9 protein-coding genes and 1 pseudogene are annotated in these 13,017 nt (G+C 71.4%); 8 read left to right on the forward strand and 2 right to left on the reverse strand.

Annotation, left to right across the window (positions count from 1 at the left end):
* The first annotated feature begins 62 nt into the window (after positions 1 to 62).
* The 3 genes from DVK44_RS34985 (at position 63) to DVK44_RS34995 (ending at position 4,365) form a co-directional block, all read left to right on the forward strand.
* On the forward strand, positions 63 to 1,535 hold the full coding sequence (locus tag DVK44_RS34985) for an acyl-CoA synthetase (RefSeq protein ID WP_114664621.1): 1,473 nt from the start codon (positions 63 to 65) through the stop codon (positions 1,533 to 1,535).
* A 43-nt stretch (positions 1,536 to 1,578) separates the two neighbouring features.
* On the forward strand, positions 1,579 to 2,532 hold the full coding sequence (locus DVK44_RS34990; protein ID WP_181957593.1) for a DUF2510 domain-containing protein: 954 nt from the start codon (positions 1,579 to 1,581) through the stop codon (positions 2,530 to 2,532).
* Between the two features lie 354 nt (positions 2,533 to 2,886).
* Entirely contained in the window at positions 2,887 to 4,365 is a 1,479-nt protein-coding gene (locus DVK44_RS34995) for a UDP-N-acetylmuramoyl-L-alanyl-D-glutamate--2,6-diaminopimelate ligase (protein ID WP_114664623.1), read from the forward strand.
* Positions 4,366 to 4,418: 53 nt separating this feature from the next.
* Here DVK44_RS34995 and DVK44_RS35000 read toward each other — a convergent pair whose 3' ends face one another.
* Positions 4,419 to 5,447: an alpha/beta fold hydrolase gene (locus tag DVK44_RS35000; protein WP_114664624.1), complete on the reverse strand. Its 1,029-nt coding sequence runs from the start codon at positions 5,445 to 5,447 to the stop codon at positions 4,419 to 4,421.
* 303 nt (positions 5,448 to 5,750) lie between these two features.
* Here DVK44_RS35000 and DVK44_RS35005 point away from each other — a divergent pair.
* Positions 5,751 to 6,544 (forward strand): annotated as a pseudogene (locus DVK44_RS35005) (oxidoreductase).
* Positions 6,545 to 6,595: 51 nt separating this feature from the next.
* Here the strand turns inward: DVK44_RS35005 and DVK44_RS35010 are convergent.
* A complete protein-coding gene (locus DVK44_RS35010; RefSeq protein WP_114664625.1) occupies positions 6,596 to 7,627 on the reverse strand; it encodes a LacI family DNA-binding transcriptional regulator in 1,032 nt (343 codons plus the stop codon).
* Positions 7,628 to 7,903: 276 nt separating this feature from the next.
* Here DVK44_RS35010 and DVK44_RS35015 point away from each other — a divergent pair, with 276 nt between their 5' ends.
* The 4 genes from DVK44_RS35015 to DVK44_RS35030 all read left to right on the forward strand — a co-directional run bounded on the left by DVK44_RS35015 (position 7,904) and on the right by DVK44_RS35030 (position 13,009).
* Complete coding sequence (locus DVK44_RS35015; RefSeq protein WP_114665642.1) at positions 7,904 to 9,205, forward strand: ABC transporter substrate-binding protein; 1,302 nt, start codon at positions 7,904 to 7,906, stop codon at positions 9,203 to 9,205.
* A 248-nt stretch (positions 9,206 to 9,453) separates the two neighbouring features.
* Entirely contained in the window at positions 9,454 to 10,467 is a 1,014-nt protein-coding gene (locus DVK44_RS35020) for a carbohydrate ABC transporter permease (RefSeq protein ID WP_228447505.1), read from the forward strand.
* An 18-nt stretch (positions 10,468 to 10,485) separates the two neighbouring features.
* Positions 10,486 to 11,409, forward strand: a complete 924-nt coding sequence (locus DVK44_RS35025) for a carbohydrate ABC transporter permease (protein ID WP_114664626.1) — start codon at positions 10,486 to 10,488, stop codon at positions 11,407 to 11,409.
* A 178-nt stretch (positions 11,410 to 11,587) separates the two neighbouring features.
* Positions 11,588 to 13,009, forward strand: coding sequence for a GH1 family beta-glucosidase (locus tag DVK44_RS35030; RefSeq protein ID WP_114664627.1), 1,422 nt, complete (start codon positions 11,588 to 11,590; stop codon positions 13,007 to 13,009).
* Positions 13,010 to 13,017: the final 8 nt, after the last annotated feature.

Here is a 13,017-nt window from a genome sequence, read left to right on the forward strand (position 1 = left end):
GTTGGCGCCCGAGGTGTCAGGCTTCGCTGGACCGGTTCCGTCGACAGTAAGGAGAACACCGCGTGTTCCCTCTTCTCCCGGCCCTCGCCGCCCGCGCGCAGCGCCCCGCCCTGCGGTTCGGTGACCGCGCCCTCAGCCACGCCGAACTGGCCGACGCGGCGGGCTCCGTGGCCGCCGGGCTCACCGGCGCGGGCCGGGTCGCGGTCTGGGCCACGCCCACCCTCGGCACGGCGGTGGGCGTGGTGGGCGCGCTGCTCGCCGGGGTCCCCGTCGTCCCCGTCAACCCCGGGAGCGGCGAGCGGGAGCTGGCGCACATCATCGGGGACAGCGCCCCCACCCATGTCGTCGCCGATCCGGACGTCATGCTCCCGCCCGCCCTGGCGGCGCTGGTACGGGTGGCTCCGGCCGCGGCCGGAGCCGGGTCGGCGACGGAGCGGTCCTTCGCGGAACCCGCCCCGGAATCACCCGCGTTGATCGTCTACACCTCCGGTACCACCGGCCCGCCCAAGGGCGTCGTCCTGCCGCGCCGGGCCGTCGCCGCCACACTGGACGCGCTGGAGGACGCCTGGCAGTGGACGGCCGACGACGTACTCGTCCACGCGCTGCCCCTCTTCCATGTGCACGGGCTGATCCTCGGCATCCTGGGACCGCTGCGCCGGGGCGGCGCCGTACGCCACCTGGGACGGTTCGACACCGAGGGCGTCACCCGCGAACTCCTCTCCGGTGCCACCATGTTCTTCGGCGTACCGACGATGTACCACCGTCTCGCGGAGGCGCTCGGCACGGATCCCGCGCTCGCCAAGGCGCTGGCCGGGGCGCGGCTGCTGGTCTCGGGCTCCGCCGCGCTGCCGCTGACCGACCACCGCCGGATCACCGCCGCGACCGGCCGCCGGGTCGTCGAGCGGTACGGGATGACCGAGACGCTGATGAACACCAGCGTCCGCGCCGACGGCGAGACCCGCGCCGGTACCGTCGGGGTGCCGCTGCGCGGGGTGGAGCTGCGGCTGGTCGACGAGGCGGGCGACGCGATCGGGACGTACGACGGGGAGAGCGTCGGTGAGATCCAGGTGCGCGGACCCAACCTGTTCACGGAGTATCTGAACCGGCCCGAGGCGACCGCCGACGCCTTCACGGACGGCTGGTTCCGTACGGGGGACATGGCGATCCGCGACCCCGACGGCCAGGTCCGGATCGTCGGCCGGAAGGCCACCGACCTGATCAAGAGCGGCGGTTACAAGATCGGCGCGGGCGAGATCGAGAACGTCCTGCTGGAGCACCCCGGGGTACGGGAGGCGGCGGTGACCGGGGAGCCGGACGCCGACCTCGGTGAGCGGATCGTCGCCTGGATCGTCCCGGCCCGCGACGAAACCCCGCCGTCCGCCGAGGAGTTGGCCGCGCATGTGGCGGCGCAGCTCGCCGCGCACAAGAGGCCCCGCGCCGTGCGGTATCTGGACGCGCTGCCCCGCAACGACATGGGCAAGATCATGAAGCGGGAACTGCGCCAACATCGGGGCGGCGGCGCGGATTTCTCATAGCCCTCTCACCGGCTTTTCAGACTGTATGCCTAAGGTGTGGGTCGTGACGAACTCGACTCCACCCGGCTGGCACCCCGACCCGGGTCACACAGGTGACGGTCCCCGTCAGGAACGATGGTGGGACGGCACGGCCTGGTCCGACGAACTCCGTCCGGGGCCACCCGGCGCGTGGGGTCCGCCGGACGCGCCGCCGTATCCGGCGCTGCCGCCCGCCACCGCGCCCTCCACCGGCCGGCGCGTGATCGTCGGGGTCACCGCGACGGTGGTGGCGCTGGCCATAGCGGGCGGTTTCTATCTGCTCGGACGGGACGGCGGGGGCGGCGGCCCGGCCGACGCGGCCGGGAACGGCTCCCCCCGGTCCGAGGCGCCCTCGCGCCCGGGGGAGCGGAGCCCGGGGCCCGACGGGCAGGGCGGCAACGGCGGATCCGGCGGCGGGAACAGCGGGCCGCAGGTGCCCACCGAGGACGGTTACGCCACGGACGCGGCCAGCGGGATCAGCATTCCGGTACCGGACGGCTGGACCGGTGTGTCCGGTGTCATCGGCGCCCAGATCACCACCGGGAACTACACCTGCCCCGGCGGCTCCGAAGGCACCTGTGTGCGCGGCGGGGTGAACTCCGCGCCCGCCGCCGCGCTGAAGAACACCGAGAAGACGGCCAAGGCGTCCGCCGAGAAGGACATCTCGGCCAATGCCGAGGAGTCGTACGGCAGCGAGGTCTACGGGATCGCCTCGCACGAGGAGCTGAAGTCCGAGGCGGTCACCGTGGCCGGTCAGAAGGGCTATCTGGTCCGCTGGAAGGTGACCACCAGCAAGGGCGACGACGGCTATGTGCAGTCGGTCGTCTTCCCCTCGCCCAGCACCCCGAACCTGCTCGTCGTCGTGCGCTCCGGGTTCGACATCAACGACAAGGCGCCCAAGCTCGCCGTCATGGACGAGATCACCAAGGGCATCAAGGCCGCGAAGACCAGCGGCACCGGCAACGGGCGCGGCGTCTGAGCGCCGGGTAGCGCCTCTTCGCGCCTCTTCGCGTGCGGGTTTCTCCGGGCGGGCCGCCGTGTGCGGCCCGCCCGTCCGTCGTGCCCGGACAGGAGAAGGGCCGCGCGGCCGTACACTCCCCTCATGGGCGGTACATGTAAGGCGATCGGCTCCTTCGTCGTGCGCGGTCACGGCTAGCGACGCGCGCCACCCGTCACCCCGCCCCCCGCCCCCTTGCCCCTCGCCTCTTCCGGCGACGGCTCAGGCCCGGCTTCTCCCTTGCGTATCACCGCCGCGTACCACCGCTTCCTCCCGTACCAACGCGTCGCCACGGACTCGTGGACCGCCGCGCCCTTCACGACGAGAGGACCCCCTGTGAAGTTGAGCGAGCTGCTCGCGGGGCACGATCACGAGACTCTGCGGGGCGAGCCGCACACGGCGGTCACCGCGGGCGTCTGTCTCGACGCGCACCGGGTGTCGCCCGGATCGCTGTTCATCGCCGTCCCCGGCCATCGCGAGGGCGGTCCCGAGGCCATCGGACCGGCGCTCGCGCGCGGCGCCGTCGCGGTGCTGGTGGACGCGTCGACGCCGGAGGTGCCGGCGGCCGTGTGGGCGCAGAACGGGGTGTGTGTCGTCCGCGTACCGGACGCCCGGCGGGCCGCGGCCCTCGTCGCCTCCCGCTACCACGGCGAGCCGGGGCGCGGCATGGACATGGTGGCCGTGACGGGCACCAACGGGAAGACCTCGGTCTCGTACATGGTGGAGTCCGTACTGCGGCTGGCCGAGGGCGCGCGGGTCGGGGTCATCGGTACGGCGGGCAGCCGGATCGGCGACGAGCTGATCCCCATGCCGAGGTCGGTGCTGACCACACCCGAGGCGCCGGACTTCCAGTACCTGCTGGGGCGGATGCGTGAGCGCGGGGTCGGCACCGTGGTCCTGGAGGCCACCTCCATGGGGCTGCTGCACCACCGTGTGGACCACGCGTTTCTCGATATCGGCGTCTTCACCAATCTGACGCAGGATCATCTTGACGACCACGGCACCATGGAGCACTACCGGGACGCCAAACTCCGGCTGTTCCAGGGGCTCTGCGAGCGCGCGGTGGTCAACGCGGACGATCCGGTGGGCGCCGGGATCGCCGCGCTGATGCCCGGGGCCGTCGTGACGTACGCGCTCGACGCCGCCGCGGACTACCGGGCGACCGATCTGACCATGGACGCGTTCGGCACCCGCTTCACCCTGCACCACGAAGGGCGCAAGTACCCGGCGGCGATTCCCGTCCCCGGCCGGTTCTCGGTGTCCAACGCCCTGGCCACGGTGGCCGCCTGCCATCTGCTGGGGCACGACCTGGCCGGTCTCGTCGGGGTCCTCGACCGGATGCCGCCGGTCCCGGGGCGGTTCGAGCGCTTCGAGACCCCGGACGGCACCGCCGTCATCGTCGACTACGCGCATTCGCCGGACTCGCTGGAGAAAGTGCTCACCGCGATCGGTGAGTTCGCCCGTGGCCGGATCATCACCGTCTTCGGCTGCGGCGGCGACCGCGACATCACCAAGCGCGCCCGGATGGGGGAGATCGCCGGAACACACTCCGATGTGTGCGTGCTGACCTCGGACAATCCGCGCGACGAGGACCCCGGGGCCATCATGGACCAGATCGCGCCGGGGCTCGACACCACCGGCACCCGGTACGAGCGGCTCCCCGACCGCCGCGACGCCATCGCATACGCCCTGGCCCAAGCGGGGCGCGGTGATGTCGTGCTGATCGCGGGGAAGGGAAGCGAGCCCCACCAGATCGTCGGTGACCGCCTCATCCCGTTCAGCGACATGGCGACGGTGCGCGAACTCGCGCGGTAGGAGCCTGCCTGCCGGCGGCCCGGGTCCGCACACGGGCCCCGGCCACCGCACGGTCAGGGCGCCGCGGTCCCGCTCTCCGTCGCCGCGCCCGCCGTCGTCGCCGCGCCCGCCGCCGGGCTTACCGGCTCGTGCGCGTACGGCAGTGCGTCCAGCGACCGGTCCGTGCAGAAGCGCGCCACGAGGTCCGCGAACTCCGTGATCCGCTCCACCGGGGCCAGATGGTCGGCCTCGTCGATCAGCAGATAGCGGGCGCCGGGCGGCAGCGCCGCGACCACCTCGTGTCCCATCGCGGGGGTGGTCAGTGTGTCGTGCTCCCCGGTCACCACCAGACTCGGGACGGCCGGTACCGGACCCGGCCGGTACCAGTCGTGCCGCATCAGCCGGGAGTTGTGCTCCGCCGACTTGCTCAGCTGCTCGGGGTCCTGGCCGACCATCTGCTGGTAGACGAGGCGGGAGACGGCCGTGTGCTTGCGGACCAGTCCGGTGCCGGGCGGCGACATGAAGTGACCGGCCAGCTCACGCGCGATGGCCGTCGTCTCGCCGCGCTCGATCATGACCGCCCAACGCTCCATCGACGCGGCGTAGTTGGCCGGAATGCGCATGGTCATACCGGTCAGCATCAGCCGGACGACCGCCTCGGGGCACTGCTGCGCGAAGCGCAGCGCGATGGCGCCGCCGAAGCAGACCCCGATCAGATTGACCCGCGCGACGCCGAGTTCGCGCAGCAGCTGCCGGACGGCGGCGGCCAGGAAATCGAGGCCGTGCTCGGCCGGCAGGAAGTCGGCGCTGCCGTACCCGGGCAGATCCACGGTGATCATTTGTGCCAGCGGAGCCAGTGTCTTCTCGTGCCGTACCCAGGAGTTGCGGTCCTGCGAGGAGCCGCCGAGGACCAGGATCGGCTCGGTCAGCGGCTCCCCGCGGCCCACGACGCGACAGGTGTAGCGGAACCCCTCGAACGTGAAGTCACGCTCCTCGACCGGGCACGCCGCGGCGGGGGGCGCCCCGTCGGCGGCCTGCCCCGGGATCAACGGGCGTGTGCCGGGCGACGGCTGGCCCTGGGCGAGAACGGTATCGGCGGACATGGCTGACTCCAGTGGGGCTCCGGGTACGGACAGGAACGTCCCTGCCTAGCAGTTGGGCCGCGCGGAGCGGGTATCGGTGACCCGATCGTGGGCGGTTCGCGGCTCCCGGTCCGCCGAGCGATTCGACACTCGCTCACCAGAGCGGGGTGCGCCCTGCGGCCGGGCCCGGTACAGACCCGTACAACGGGCAGCGATCCGGCCACCTCAACCGGATCGCGGGCAAACCGCCCACCGGGGTGAATCCGGGGTCCGCCGGGCCGGTGGGTTGACTTCGAGAGCACTCGCGCTCGTAGCGTGCCCGGCATGACTACCGCTCAGCACAGCATCGGCTCGGGTTTCGGGCCGCGCGGCACCGCCGCCGGGGTTCTCCGCGGCATCGATCTCACCGGCCGGCTCGCCGTCGTCACCGGCGGCTGCTCGGGGCTCGGCCTGGAGACCCCCCGCGCCCCGGGGACCTCGACGGCGTCCGCGGCTTCGCCGACCGCTTCCTCGCCTCGGGCCGCACCATCGACATCATGATCAACAACGCCGGGATCGTGGCCTGCCCGGAGACCCGGGTGGCGCCCGGGTGGTCTCGGTGTCCTCCGGCGGTCACCGGCTCCCGCCCGTCCGCTGGGATGACACGATGTTCGAGCGCGGCTACGACAAGTGGCTCGCCTACGGCCAGGCCAAGACGGACGGCCAACGTACTGTTCGCCGTACACCTCGACGCGCTCGGCCGGGAGTCGGGTGTACGGGCCTTCGCGCTCCACCCGGGCGGCATCATGACCCCGCTCCAGCGCCATCCGGAGCGCCGCGAGATGGTCGACGCGGGCTGGATCGACGCGGACGGCACCGTGGTGAACAGCGAATTCAAGACACCCGAGCAGGGCGCGCCCACCCAGGTGTGGGCGGCGACCTCGCCCACGCCGGCCGGGCTGGGCGGTGTCTACCGCGAGGACCGCGACATCGCGGAGCCGGCCTCCCCGGACCGCTCCGGCGGGGTCCACGGCCATGCCACCGACCCCGGGCGGGCGGCGCGTCCGTGGCGGCTCTCCGCCGGGCTGACCGGCGTCGACGCCTTCGCGCCGACCGGGTCCGCGCCCGCGTCCGCGTAGGCGCCGTCGGGCGCCCGGCCCGGCCCCGGACCGGGCGCCCGACGGACCGGCTCAGGTGGTGGCGCGGTGGACGAGCGTGGTCGGCAGGGTCAGATGGCGGCGCTCGGCGGACGGGTCCTCGATCTCGTCCAGCAGCAGCCGGGTGATCGTCCGCCCCAGCTCCTCCGTCGGCTGGTTCACGCTGGTCAGCGGCGGGACCGTATGGCGCGCGACGATCGAGTCGTCGAAGCCGATGACCGCCACGTCCTCCGGCACCCGCCGCCCCCGCTCCCGCAGGACCGTCAGCGCGCCCGCCGCCATCACGTCCGACGCGGCGAAGACGGCGTCGAGGTCCGGCCGGCGTTCGAGAAGTTCACGCATGGCGGCGCGCCCGCCCTCCTCGGTGAAGTCGCCCGGGGCGATGAGCGACTCGTCCGGCGCGGGGCCGCCCGCGGCGGTGTGCGCGTCGCGCCAGCCGCGCAGCCGGCTCCGGCCCACGTCCATGTCGAGCGGCCCGGTGATCGTCGCGACGGCCCTCCGCCCCCGGCCGAGCAGATACCGTACGGCCTGCTCCGCGCCGCCCTCGTTGTCGGAGCGCGCGTGGCTCAGCGGCTCGGCCACCGAACGCCGCCCGGCCAGGACCGTGGGGATGCCCGACGTCTCCAGGAACGCGGGCAGCGGATCGTCCCGGTGCACCGCGATGAGCAGCACCCCGTCGACCCGGCGCGCCTCCACGAAGCGGATCAGCCGGTCCCGCTCGCGCCCGTCCCGGACGAGGATCAGCAGCAGCTGCATGTCCGTGTCGGCCAGCTCGGTGCTCACCCCTCGGATGACGGCCGAAAAGTATGGTTCCGACGCCAGCCGGCTCTCCGACTCGGGGATCACCAGGGCGATGCTGTCGGTCCTGCTGGTGACCAGGGACCGGGCGGCCGGATTCGGTACGTAGCGGAGTTCGGCGATGGCGGCCTCGACGGCGGACCTGGCCCGCGCGCTGACCCCCGGGGCGTCGTTGACGACGCGTGAGACCGTACCGCGGCCTACTCCCGCCAGCTGGGCCACGGCTTCAAGAGTTGGCCTCTGGCCTGGTGGTTTACGGCTGCTCATCGCGTCTCCCGACTCTCACCCCCGGCCCGCGTCACGGCGCTCACCAGGGGATTGTGCTGTCCGGCCGGTATTTCGGCCGCTCGACGCCGCCGCCCGGACACATTCGCGCAACGGAACCGACTTCGACTCTTGACACGACCCTGTGTCTACGGAGAGTCTTCCACAACCCGTTGGGAGCGCTCCCATTCTCTGTCCGGGGCGGGTCTCCCAGCAGTCGATCCTGAGCCGCAGCCGGCGCACGCCCGTGCCCCGCTGCAAGGAGGAAGCACCATGGGCATGGCCCGTCATCGCTTCGGTACCACCCTCGCGTCAGCGACAGCAGCGGCTGTCTCACTCGCGCTCGTCGCAGGCTGCTCCAGCGGCGACGACTCGGACAAGGCGACCGCCAAGGACGGCAAGACCGTCATCACCATGGGGCTCTTCGGCGTCATGGGATACAAGGAGAGCGGCCTGCTCGACCAGTACATGAAGGACCACCCCGACATCAAGATCGAGGCGGAGGTCGCCGGTGACGAGCAGACCTACTACACCGCGCTCCAGACGCACCTGGCGGCCGGCAGCGGACTCAAGGACATCCAGGGCATAGAGATCGGCCGCGCGAAGGAAGTGGTCGACACCCAGGCCGACAAGTTCATCGACCTGTCGAAGACCGAGGGCGTCGACCACTTCCTGCCCTGGAAGCTGAGCCAGGTCACCACCAAGGACGGCAAGGTGCTGGGCCTCGGCACGGACATCGGTCCGATGGCGATCTGCTACCGCAAGGACATGTTCGAGCAGGCCGGGCTGCCGACCGACCGTGAGGAGGTCGCGAAGCTGTGGGCGGGGGACTGGTCCAAGTACGTCGAGGCGGGCCGGACCTTCAAGAAGAACTCGAAGGACAAGAAGCTCGCCTTCGTGGACGCCTCCAGCGGTCTGTTCAACGCGATGATCTACGGCGATGAGAAGCAGTTCTACGACGAGGACGGCAAGCTCATCTACCAGGACAACCCGGTGGTGCAGGACGCCTGGAACCTCGCGGTCTCCGCCGCGAAGGACGGCCTGACCGCCAAGCTGCCGCAGTTCCAGAAGGGCTGGGACCCGGGTCTCGCCCAGTCGACCTTCGCCTCCACCGTCTGCCCGGCCTGGATGCTCGGCCACATCAGCGAGAAGGCCGGACCGGCCAACAAGGGCAAGTGGGATGTCGCCCAGGCACCCAAGGGCGCCAACTGGGGCGGCGCGTTCATCGGGGTGACGGAGCAGAGCAAGGTCAAGGAGGAGGCCCAGAAGCTCGTCTCCTGGCTGACCGCTCCCGAGCAGCAGGCGTTCATCTTCGAGAAGCTCGGCAACCTGCCCTCCTCGAAGACCGCGCTCGACCTCCCGGCGGTCACGAGCGCCAAGTCCGAGTACTTCAGCGGCGCGCCGATCGGCCAGATCTTCGGCGCGGCGGCCAAGGAGATCCCGAACAAGCAGGTCCTGGGACGCAAGGACGCCGCCATCAAGGACGCGTTCTCGCAGGGGCTCCAGCTGGTCGACCGCGGCAAGGACGCCGACGAGGCATGGAAGACGACGGACGAGCGGATCAAGAAGCTGACGCGCTGACCCGGCACCGACAGCCACACCGGCACCACCGCGAAACCGACAGCGACACCGACACCGACGTCGGAACCGACAACGATCGCGGCGCCCCCAGCGGCGCCGGCGTCGTCCGGCCGGCGCACGGTGTCCCGGCGGCCGGTCCCCGATCAGGGGACCGGCCGCCCGGGCCGCCCGGCTCCCACCGGGCACCGCCGCCCCCGCTCACCACCCGTCACCGCACCACCGGTCAAACTCCACGGAAGGAAGCCCTTGTGGCCACCTCCACCCCGGCAGCCCCCACGGGCGGGCAGCCGCACCCCGCGTCAGCCGCGCCACCCGGGAAGGGCGGCGCGGGCGGCGGTTCCTCCCAGCAGTCGCGGCGCAACATCATCCACCGGTTCGACCTCAAGGGCATGCCGTACGGATTCATCGCCCCGTTCTTCCTGATCTTCGGCGCCTTCGGCCTCTACCCGCTGCTCTACACCTTCTGGATCTCGCTGCACCGTGTCGAGCTGTCCACGATGCACACCAGGGAGTGGCGCGGGCTCGCCAACTTCACCGAACTCCTCAAGGACGACCTGTTCTGGAACGCGCTGACCAACACCTTCACCATCGGGGTCATCTCCACCGTTCCCCAGCTGCTGATGGCGCTCGGCCTGGCCCATCTGCTCAACTACCGGCTCCGCGGCTCGGTGTTCTTCCGCGTCGCCGCCCTGGTGCCGTACGCGACCTCGATCGGCGCCGCCGCCCTGGTCTTCACCATGCTCTTCGAACGCGACTTCGGGATGGTCAACTGGGCCCTGGGAGCCGTCGGGATCGACGGCATCGACTGGTCGAGCGAGAAGTGGCCCGCCCAGTTCGCCATCTCCACCATCGTGATCTGGCGCTGGACCGGCTACAACGCGCTGCTCTACCTGGCCTCCATGCAGGCCATCCCGAGGGACCTCTACGAAGCCGCCGCGATCGACGGGGCCTCGCGCTGGCAGCAGTTCCGTACGGTCACCATCCCGGGCATCAGCGCCACCATCATCTTCACCATCGTCCTCTCCACGATCGGCGCGACCCAGCTCTTCGGTGAGCCGCTGATCTTCGGACAGGGGCCGAACGGGGTCAGCGGCGGCGCCGACAACCAGTACCAGACGCTCGGCCTGCTGCTCTACGAAGAGGGCTGGAAGAACTACCAGATGGGGCGGGCATCCGCGATCGCCTGGGCCATGTTCCTCATCCTCATCCTCATCTTCGTCCTCCAGCGCGTCATCGGGCGCGTCACATCCCGCAAGTCCTGACCAGGGAGCCAGCAGCCCATGACCACCGATATCGCACCGGTCCTGGCGGACGCGCAGGACCGGACCCCGCCCTCGCGCCCCGCCGAGCGCCGGCTGCGCCGCGCGCTGCGGCCGGGCGCGGGACGCCAGCACCACGCGGGTCCGCTCGCCTACGTCCTGCTCGGCTTCGCCGCCCTGGTCTCCCTCTTCCCCCTCTACTGGACGATGGTGGCCGCCTCCACCACCAACACCCGGATCACCCAGAGCCCGCCGCCGTTCCTCCCCGGGCCGAACCTGTTCAAGAACCTGGGCAAGGCGTGGACCGACGCCGCCATGGGCCAGGCGATGATGAACAGCCTGATCGTCGCGGGCGTGATCGCGCTCTCGACGGTCTTCTTCGCGACCCTGGCCGGCTTCGCCTTCGCCAAGCTCCGATTCAAGGGGCGCAACGCCCTGCTGATGCTGGTCATCGGCACGATGATGGTCCCGCCGCAGCTCGGTGTCGTACCGCTGTTCATGATGATGGCCGACCTCGGCTGGGGGCAGAAGCTGCCCTCCGTGATCTTTCCGACCCTGGTCAGCGCGGTCGGTGTGTTCTTCATGCGGCAGTATCTGAAGGAGGCGCTGCCCGACGAGCTGATCGAGGCGGGCCGGATCGACGGCGCGCACTCGCTGCGGATCTTCTGGTCCATCGTGCTGCCGATCGCCCGGCCGCCGATGGCGGTGCTGTTCATGATCACGTTCGTCCACGCGTGGAACGACTTCTTCTGGCCCTTCATCGCCCTCGACATGACGAATCCGACGGTTCCCGTGGCGCTCTCCCAGCTCAGCGCGGGGTATGTCCGGGACCAGTCGGTGATCATGGCCGGGGCGCTGCTCGGCACACTGCCGCTGCTGGCGATGTTCCTCGTCTTCGGCCGGCAGATCGTCGGCGGCATCATGCAGGGCGCCGTGAAGGGCTGACCCGGCGTCAGCCGCGCGGGGGCGCGGGCGCGCCGCGTCCGTACCACCGTTCCGGGTGCCGCCGTCGCCCGCACCATCGTGGTGCGCACCGCCGTTCCCGGCGGCGGCACCGTTCCGTACTGCACCTGTTCCACGTACCGCTGTTCCACGTAAGTCCGAACTCTGCGGAAGGACCCTTGTGGCCACCTCCACCCCCACCCCCGCACTCACCTTCCCCGCCGGTTTCCTGTGGGGAACGGCGACCGCGGCGTACCAGATCGAGGGCGCTGTCCAGGAGGACGGCCGGACCCCCTCCATCTGGGACGTCTACTCCCACACCCCGGGCCGGGTGCGCAACGGCGACACCGGCGACATCGCCGTCGACCACTACCACCGCTGGCCCGAGGACATCGAGATCATGTCCGGGCTCGGCGTCGGCGCGTACCGGTTCTCGGTCTCCTGGCCCCGCGTCCAGCCCACCGGCAAGGGACCCGCCTCGGAGAAGGGCCTCGACTTCTACCGCCGGCTCGCCGACGGACTGCTCGCGAAGGGGATCAGGCCCGTCGTCACCCTCTACCACTGGGATCTGCCCCAGGAGCTGGAGGACGCGGGCGGCTGGCCCGAGCGGGACACCGCGTCCCGGTTCGCCGAGTACGCGGGCATCGTCGCCGACGCCCTGGGTGACCGGGTCACCACCTGGACCACCCTCAACGAGCCCTGGTGCAGCGCCTTCCTCGGCTACGGGTCCGGTGTCCACGCGCCCGGCCGCACCAACGCCGCCGACTCGCTGCGCGCGGCGCACCACCTCAACCTCGGCCACGGACTCGCGGTCGCGGCGCTGCGCGAGCGGCTGCCCGCCGACGCCCAGATCTCCGTCACCCTCAACCTGCACCACGTACGGCCGCTGACGCCCGGCGCCGAGGACACCGACGCGGCGCGCCGTATCGACGCCCTGGCCAACGGGGTCTTCACGGGACCGATGCTGCGGGGCGCCTATCCGGCGGACCTCATCGAGGACACCGCCGGCGTCACCGACTGGTCGTTCGTCCGGGACGGCGATCTCGCGCGGATCCACCAGCCGCTCGACTTCCTCGGCGTCAACTACTACTCGCCGACGCTCGTCTCGCACCACGAGAGCCCCGACGCCCACCGCTCCGACGGCCACGGCGCCAGCGAGCACAGCTCCTGGCCCGGCGCCGACCGTGTCGCCTTCCACCAGACCCCCGGCGACCGGACCGCCATGGGCTGGACGATCGACCCGGACGGTCTGTACGAGCTGCTGACGCGCGTGGCCGACGACCACCCCGGGCTGCCCCTGATGATCACCGAGAACGGCGCGGCCTTCGACGACTACGCGGCCCCCGACGGCGAGGTCCGCGACCCCGAGCGCATCGCGTATCTGCGCGGTCACCTCTCCGCCGTCCACCGCGCCATCGAGTCGGGCGCCGATGTCCGCGGCTACTTCCTCTGGTCGCTGCTCGACAACTTCGAGTGGGCGTACGGCTACAGCAAGCGCTTCGGCATGGTGTACGTGGACTACGCGACCCAGCGGCGCACCCCGAAGTCCAGCGCGCGCTGGTACGCGGAGGTGGCCCGTACGGGCTCCCTGCCCGTCGAGTAGCGGGAGAA

Origin of the sequence: Streptomyces paludis, assembly GCF_003344965.1 — a bacterium.
GTDB classification, from domain to species: domain Bacteria; phylum Actinomycetota; class Actinomycetes; order Streptomycetales; family Streptomycetaceae; genus Streptomyces; species Streptomyces paludis.